Source organism: Pedobacter agri PB92 (assembly GCF_000258495.1).
GTDB classification, from domain to species: domain Bacteria; phylum Bacteroidota; class Bacteroidia; order Sphingobacteriales; family Sphingobacteriaceae; genus Pedobacter; species Pedobacter agri.
This window is the reverse complement of the sequence record NZ_AJLG01000220.1, coordinates 1-6,784: the sequence shown is the minus strand read 5'-3', so window position 1 is coordinate 6,784 and position 6,784 is coordinate 1. Positions and strand designations below refer to the sequence as shown.

The window sequence follows — 6,784 nt, the reverse complement described above, 5'->3', positions numbered from 1 at the left end:
TACACATCGCAATGAAAAAAATTACAAATGAGCCAGCAATAGCGAACGATTCTACATCCAGTCCAATCACTTTTAATAATGATTCTCCGAGGAATAGAAACAAAATCATGAGCGCAGTTGCTACAATCGAAGCTTTTTCAGATTCAATATGTCCCGCTTTCCTGCGAAGTTCGATCACTACCGGAATTGATCCCAAAATATCAATAATGGCGAAAATTACCATCGTAGTGGTCAGAATCTGGTTGAAGTCGAACTTCATGAAATCATATTTCATAGGGAACAAATTTACCCAAAGGTAAGCCAATTGTATTAAATACTTATTATGAAACTATTTATTAAAAGTAGAATTGTGTTCTCAAGGTGAACACATTATCCTTTCGGTCTTCAGTATAACCAGAAATTTGGGTTGATTCATTTTTGATCATGTCGTAATATATTACCGCTTTAAAATGGGGATTGAAATGATGCAGGAAGCCAAAACCAAAAGTATCGAACCGAACATCCGCGGCCGTTAATCCCTTTAATGCTGAAATATCCATTCCTGCAACTTTTGCATTGGGATCGTACCAATCATATTTTAAAATCAATTGATTGTCGGTACTATTTAAAGTTTGTACGAAGGTGAAATAAGCGCCATTAAAATTTCTGGTGTAGTAGGGAAGTGCTAACGATTTATTATCAACGGGATAAGAACCAGGCGTTGCCGAGGTAGTTGCTGTGGCCGATTGTAGTCCTGAAATAACTTCTGCCCTTAATTCTGATTTCCAACTTTTCAGGGCTGTGGCTAACTGAACATCAGCACCGTAATATCTGCGTGGTGCTACCTTATTAATCGTATTTACTGAAGAATCTTTCACCATCGCCAGGCTTCCATTTAAATTTTCCATTCTGTAGCTTACAGGCAAACGATGATTTAATCCGCCTTGCAACGTGCTTATTCCTCCGGCAATAGAAAAGCCTAATTTTTTAAATGTGTATGGTTTGTGGCTTAATCTGGCAATTATATCTTTGCTGTTATCAAATTCGCCGGGGCCGGCCAGTCCCTGGCCATTGTAAATACCCAAATCTAGAACTACATTCTTAAGCTTGGCATCTTTCCAGCGAGGATTAAAAGTGAAGGTTGCGCCCAAATCACGCTCGGTTCTCATTAAAATCTGCGACATTCTTCCGCGTTCGGGAGCCTCTCTACCGGCTGATGAAAGTTGTAGTTCATTTCCAAACGGACGGCCTGATAGGCCCAGTGTGACGTGAAAGAGTTTCCACTTATTTTCATAATAGCGTCCCCAAAAATCCCGGATATTTACACCCTGTTCAGTCCCATCAAATTGCAATACGAAATAGGTAGATTGATTACCTTTGTCATCCAGCAGCATATAATCTGCCCTCAACCTGCCTCTTCTTAAGCGAAAACGATTGTTACTAAATTCGCCGAAATTTCCACCCTGGTATTCCGCAAGTGTACCGTTTGATTGAGCGGCCTGAAACTGTGGTTGCATGTAACCGCTAAAAGATAGTGAGCCGTATTTTTTAGAGATGATAAGCAGGTGGTTAACCGTTGTGGAGTCCATTATATCATTAATGGTTCTTTGTGCTTGAGCGGAGAATGAAAGGAACAGTAAAGTGATAATGGCTAAATGCTTGTTTTTAACTCGTTGCATACGTTTCGATGGATTGTGTGGCAAAGGTACTTTATTAACAATTATTTAACACAAAAAAGCCCCGACATTTGTCAGGGCTTATAAAATTTATATTATTTGTTATAATTCAGGTTTTGGAGGATCAACCGGATGTACAACTTTTCCTTTGTTGCCTAAAACTGAATTTCCTTTACCGTAGAAGAAATAGATGGCTACACCTAAAGCCATCCAGATTGCTAACCTGATCCAGGCTTCTAATGGTAATGACGACATCAGGTAAACACAAACAATTACACCCATAATCGGCACGAAAGGAACCAATGGTGTTCTGAATGGACGAGCTCTGTTCGGATCCGTTTTACGTAATAACATCACACCGATACATACCAATGAGAAGGCAAACAGCGTACCAATAGATACCATGTGACCCAAATCAGTTACCGGAACAAAACCAGCGAAAATACTTACGAAAACCATAAAGAACAGATTTGTTTTAAATGGTGTTCTGAATTTTGAGTGGATGTTACTGAAGAATTTCGGTAATAAACCATCTTTTGACATGGTATAGAAAACCCTTGATTGTCCCATTAACATCACCAGGATTACTGAAGTATAACCCGCTAAAATTGCGATAATTAATCCCATTTGCAACCAACTGTAACCAGTTACTTTAAATGCAGTAGCTGCCGGAGAAGCATCGCCTTTAAATACTGAGAAAGGTACTAAACCTGTCATCACGTGAGCAAATAATACATAAAGTATGGTACAAACTACCAAAGAACCTAAAATACCAATTGGCATGCCTTTCTGCGGATTTTTTGCTTCCTGGGCCGCTGTAGAAACAGCATCAAAACCAATAAATGCAAAGAATACCAACGCAGCACCTGCAGCGATACCAGAAATACCAAATTCTCCTTTAACACCAGTGTTTTCCGGGATATAAGGCGTATGGTTAGCAGGATTAATAAATTTCCATCCTAATGCGATGAAGATGATTACTACGGCAACTTTAACAATTACCAGGATATTATTTAGGCTTGCTGATTCTTTAGTTCCACGGATGAGCATCAGTGAAAGAAGAGAAACGATGACCACTGCTGGAAGATTGATTCCTCCACCATCTACTTCTGCAAATGATTTTGTGAGGTAGAGCGGCATTTCGAGGCCAAATTCGTGTAGCAGTTTGTTGAAATAACCAGACCAGGAAACCCCGACCGTTGCAGCGCCAAGAGCATATTCTAACACTAAATCCCATCCGATAACCCAGGCCATAAACTCACCCATTGTAGCGTAAGAATAAGTGTAAGCACTACCGGCAACAGGAATCATCGAAGCAAATTCTGCATAACACAAACCGGCGAATGCACATCCAACTGCTGCCAGTACAAATGATAATGTTACGGCTGGTCCAGCGTGATCAGCTGCTGCGATACCTGTTAATGAGAATAAACCTGCCCCAATAATCGCTCCAATGCCCAGAGCAACAAGGCTCGTACTGCTCAGCGTACGTTTGAGCGTCCCCTCGCCACTTTCAGCAGATTCTGCTATAAGCACATCAATAGGCTTTTTAAGATTCATAATTTGTTTAGTCTTTTATGTTTGTTGATTTATGATAATAAGCGGTAAACCTAAATAAAAATTGCGAAAAAGAAAAAGGGATTTTGTTAAAATCCCCATTTCAGTACTATTATCTCTATGTTTTTACAACTAATTTGCCAGTGTATCGGTAGTATTCATTAAAGTGTCGTTAATGACGTTACCTGAAGCATCAGTTTTTTGCTCAATTCTGATTTCTTTGCGAACTTCTTGCCTTTCTTCAGTAGGTATAGCCTTCACTGCGATGTAAGGAGCAATAACCAGCGAAACAATAGACATTAATTTGATTAAAATATTCATCGATGGTCCTGAAGTATCTTTAAATGGATCTCCAACGGTGTCGCCTGTTACTGATGCTTTGTGTGGCTCAGATTTTTTGTAGAACATTTCTCCGTTAATCATTACACCTTGTTCGAAAGATTTTTTAGCGTTATCCCATGCACCGCCTGCATTGCTCTGGAAAATTCCCATCAGTACGCCGGTTACAGTAACACCCGCTAATAGTCCCCCCAAAACTTCTGGTCCGAAAGTGAACCCTATTATGATTGGCGTGATTAAAGCAATTGCACCTGGAAGCATCATTTCCCGTATAGACGCTTTGGTAGAAATGGCCACACATTTTTCATACTCAGGTTTTGCTTTGTATTCCATAATGCCAGGGATTTCCCTGAACTGGCGGCGAACTTCCTGAACCATATCCATAGCGGCTTTTCCAACTGCCTGGATACATAGGGCAGAGAAAATAAAAGGAATCATACCGCCAATAAATAATCCCGCTAATACCGGCGCTTTATAAATATCAATCGCACTAATTCCGGCAATCCCTACAAAAGCGGCGAAAAGTGCCAGTGAAGTTAATGCTGCCGATGCGATGGCAAATCCCTTACCGGTTGCAGCAGTTGTATTTCCTACGGCATCCAAATTATCTGTTCTTTCACGAACCTCAGGTGGGAGCTGACTCATTTCTGCAATACCGCCTGCGTTATCAGCTATCGGCCCGAATGCATCAATGGCCAATTGCATCGCTGTTGTGGCCATCATGCCGGCAGCTGCAATGGCTACACCGTATAAACCTGCAAAATGATAGGAAGCCATAATCCCGCCAGCCAAAACCAAAATTGGAATTACTGTTGATTTCATCCCCACTGATAAACCTGCGATAATATTTGTGGCATGCCCTGTTGAAGATTGTTGAATGATGGAATTTACAGGGCCTTTGCCCATAGCCGTAAAGTATTCAGTTACCACACTCATAATGGTGCCCACAACCAAACCAACAATGATGGCGTAAAATACATTGATACTGGAAAATGCATAGCCGCGTAAACTTAGTGTTTCCGGCAGCATCCAATTCACAATAAAAAATGACGCAACGGCAGTAATCACGATTGAAGACCAATTGCCAAGATTTAAGGCGTTTTGAACATTAGATTTTTCATCTTTAATGGTCACAAACCAGGTGCCGATAATAGAAAAGATAATACCCAAGCCACAAATTACCATTGGCAATAGGATAGGAGACATCCCGCCAAAATTATCTTTTACATCAATCTCCTGGCCTAAAACCATTGTCGCCAAAATTGTAGCTACATAAGAGCCAAATAAATCGGCGCCCATACCTGCAACGTCGCCCACATTATCACCTACGTTATCGGCAATGGTTGCAGGATTTCTCACATCATCCTCAGGAATTCCTGCCTCCACTTTACCCACTAAGTCGGCACCAACATCCGCAGCTTTGGTGTAAATTCCTCCACCAACACGTGCAAATAAGGCGATAGATTCCGCCCCGAGTGAAAACCCGGTTAATACTTCAATGGCTGTTTTCATTTCTACGCTGTTCACTGATACAACATTGAAGTATTTCAAAAAAACGATGAATAAGCCACCTAAACCCAATATAGCCAAACCCGCTACGCCTAAGCCCATCACGGTACCACCTGTAAAGGATACTTTTAATGCTTGTTTTAAGCTTGTCCTCGCTGCTTGTGTGGTTCTTACATTAGCCTTTGTGGCCGATTTCATTCCAATATATCCAGCAGTAGCAGAAAAAATGGCACCAATTAAAAAGGATATAGAAATAATCCAGCTGGAGTGCATGGGTACACCTTTAATTTCTGTAATGGTTCCGGAGTAGGCTAATAATGCAGCGGTAAAAACTGCGAAAATACTTAACACTCTCCATTCCGCCTTCAAAAATGCCATGGCGCCATCGGCAATGTAACCAGCCAGCTCCTGCATATTTTTATCTCCGGCATCTTGTTTGTTTACCCAGGCGCTTTTAATCATCATCACAATAATCCCAACCAGGCCCAAAGCCGGGATACTGTAAATTAAGTTCTCTTGTAAAAAATTCATAGTTAATATTTGGTTATTGGTTCGCTGATATCAAGTTCATTGATTTACCCTCATCGGTAAAGAACATTGATTTCTTAAATTTTGGTTATTAGTTAAGCAATATAATAATTTTATTTCCTTGTACTTAAATAAAAAATGAGAGTTTAACGGAATGAATAACGCGATCGATATAATCACAGGAAGCATCATTCATTGCCTTTGTGATGTTTTTATTAAATGAGTCGTGAGTCTACGTCAATTAAAATAATACAGTTTAATGGATGTAATTTTATTTATTTATAAATAAATTAGCCGGAAACTAAAGCTAAACCAACAAAAAAAAATGGAAAAACTACAGGGCGAAAGTGCTCCCAAGCGAAAGCTAGGTCTTTTTGATGCTGCAATGCTAGTCATGGGATCGATGATTGGAAGCGGTATTTTTATTGTAAGTGCCGATATCATGAGAAATTTGGGATCTGGATACTGGTTAATTGTGGTTTGGGTGATTACGGGTGTTATGACTGTGGCTGCTGCAATCTCGTATGGCGAACTTTCAGCCATGTTTCCAAAAGCAGGAGGACAGTACACATACTTAAAGGAAATCTTCGGTAAAATGATGGGTTTTTTGTACGGTTGGGGATTATTTACAGTAATTCAAACCGGTACCATTGCGGCGGTAGCTGTGGCATTTGGTAAATTTACCGCTTACTTAATCCCGGCATTAAATGATGCCGCACCATTATTTCAAAATGGCAGTTACAAAATCACCTGGATTCAGATTTTGGCAATTGGCGTTATTTTGCTGCTTACCTATATAAATACTAAAGGCGTTGAGAGTGGAAAATTGTTGCAAAATGTTTTTACCGGATCAAAAATCGTTGCGCTCATTGGGTTAATTCTTCTAGGCTTTCTTTTGGTGAAGAATAATTTCTGGTCTGGAAACATGAGTTTTGGATGGGATGCTTTTAATAATTTAAAAACCGATTCGGGTGGCAACTTTTTAAAATCCGGTTGGGAATCAATTTCCGGGATGGGCATCATGGCTGGAATAGCAGCAGCTATGGTTGGATCTGTTTTTTCGAGCGTGGCCTGGGAGAACGTGACCTTTGTTTCCGGCGAAATCGAAAATACCTAAAAAAAAATGTAGTCAGATCGATGGTGTTAGGCACATCGGCAGTAATGATACTTTACCTCCTGGTTAATTTCATCTATCT

The 6,784-nt window shown here is 40.3% G+C and carries 5 protein-coding genes; 1 reads left to right on the top strand and 4 read right to left on the bottom strand.

The genetic code is table 11. The features are described from left to right. The 4 genes from ON09_RS21365 to ON09_RS21350 all read right to left on the bottom strand — a co-directional run. The coding region (locus ON09_RS21365) for a MarC family protein (protein ID WP_010603112.1) at positions 1-274 on the bottom strand (274 nt) is incomplete at its 3' end. Between the two features lie 61 nt (positions 275-335). Next, positions 336-1,658: an alpha-2-macroglobulin family protein gene (locus ON09_RS21360; protein ID WP_010603111.1), complete on the bottom strand. Its 1,323-nt coding sequence runs from the start codon at positions 1,656-1,658 to the stop codon at positions 336-338. Positions 1,659-1,757: 99 nt separating this feature from the next. Next, complete coding sequence (locus tag ON09_RS21355; protein ID WP_010603110.1) at positions 1,758-3,215, bottom strand: amino acid permease; 1,458 nt, start codon at positions 3,213-3,215, stop codon at positions 1,758-1,760. 129 nt (positions 3,216-3,344) lie between these two features. Continuing rightward, positions 3,345-5,591, bottom strand: a complete 2,247-nt coding sequence (locus tag ON09_RS21350; protein WP_010603109.1) for a sodium-translocating pyrophosphatase — start codon at positions 5,589-5,591, stop codon at positions 3,345-3,347. Positions 5,592-5,913: 322 nt separating this feature from the next. Here ON09_RS21350 and ON09_RS21345 point away from each other — a divergent pair, with 322 nt between their 5' ends. Further along, positions 5,914-6,705, top strand: a complete 792-nt coding sequence (locus tag ON09_RS21345) for an APC family permease (protein ID WP_010603108.1) — start codon at positions 5,914-5,916, stop codon at positions 6,703-6,705. Positions 6,706-6,784 lie beyond the last annotated feature (79 nt).

Coding starts and splice junctions, on each gene's coding strand:
- ON09_RS21355 (WP_010603110.1), bottom strand. CDS start 3,215: ATGAATCTTAAAAAGCCTATTGATGTGCTTATAGCAGAATCTGCTGAA.
- ON09_RS21350 (WP_010603109.1), bottom strand. CDS start 5,591: ATGAATTTTTTACAAGAGAACTTAATTTACAGTATCCCGGCTTTGGGC.
- ON09_RS21360 (WP_010603111.1), bottom strand. CDS start 1,658: ATGCAACGAGTTAAAAACAAGCATTTAGCCATTATCACTTTACTGTTC.
- ON09_RS21345 (WP_010603108.1), top strand. CDS start 5,914: ATGGAAAAACTACAGGGCGAAAGTGCTCCCAAGCGAAAGCTAGGTCTT.